A 1,184-nucleotide genomic window follows, 5' to 3' on the forward strand; every position below is an offset into this window, starting at 1 on the left:
CTTCCTGAGCTGAGAGCAGCCACAGAAACCAGGCCCCTGCAACTGTTTATTAAAAACATAGCACTCTGCAAACACGAAAGTGGACGTATAGGGTGTGATGCCTGCCCGGTGCTGGAAGGTTAATTGATGGGGTTAGCGTAAGCGAAGCTCTTGATCGAAGCCCCAGTAAACGGCGGCCGTAACTATAACGGTCCTAAGGTAGCGAAATTCCTTGTCGGGTAAGTTCCGACCTGCACGAATGGCATAATGATGGGGGCGCTGTCTCCAGCAGAGGCTCAGTGAAATCGAAATCGCCGTGAAGATGCGGTGTACCCGCGGCTAGACGGAAAGACCCCGTGAACCTTTACTGCAGCTTGACATTGAACTTTGATCTTACTTGTGTAGGATAGGTGGGAGGCTTTGAAACCGAGACGCTAGTTTCGGTGGAGCCAATCTTGAAATACCACCCTGGTAATATTGAGGTTCTAACTCTGCTCCATGATCTGGAGCGAGGACCATGTCTGGTGGGTAGTTTGACTGGGGCGGTCTCCTCCTAAAGAGTAACGGAGGAGTACGAAGGTGCGCTCAGCGTGGTCGGAAATCACGCGTAGAGTATAAAGGCAAAAGCGCGCTTAACTGCGAGACCCACAAGTCGAGCAGGTACGAAAGTAGGTCTTAGTGATCCGGTGGTTCTGTATGGAAGGGCCATCGCTCAACGGATAAAAGGTACTCTGGGGATAACAGGCTGATACCGCCCAAGAGTTCATATCGACGGCGGTGTTTGGCACCTCGATGTCGGCTCATCTCATCCTGGGGCTGAAGCAGGTCCCAAGGGTATGGCTGTTCGCCATTTAAAGAGGTACGCGAGCTGGGTTTAGAACGTCGTGAGACAGTTCGGTCCCTATCTACCGTGGGCGCTGGAAATTTGAGAGGATCTGCTCCTAGTACGAGAGGACCAGAGTGGACGAACCTCTGGTGTACCGGTTGTGACGCCAGTCGCATCGCCGGGTAGCTATGTTCGGAAGGGATAACCGCTGAAAGCATCTAAGCGGGAAGCCTACCTCAAGATAAGATTTCCCTTGGACTTTATGTCCACTAAAGAGCCGTTGAAGACTACGACGTTGATAGGTTGGATGTGGAAGTGCGGTGACGCATGAAGCTGACCAATACTAATTGCTCGTGAGGCTTGACTATACAACACCCAA

At 51.9% G+C, this 1,184-nt stretch carries 1 rRNA gene; it reads left to right on the forward strand.

Going from position 1 to position 1,184, the window contains the following annotated elements:
* A 23S ribosomal RNA gene (locus FTU83_RS17265) occupies positions 1-1,173 on the forward strand; the annotation flags it as partial.
* Between the last annotated feature and the right edge of the window lie 11 nt (positions 1,174-1,184).

The organism is Acinetobacter sp. YH12152 (assembly GCF_013418285.1).
Lineage (GTDB): Bacteria > Pseudomonadota > Gammaproteobacteria > Pseudomonadales > Moraxellaceae > Acinetobacter > Acinetobacter amyesii.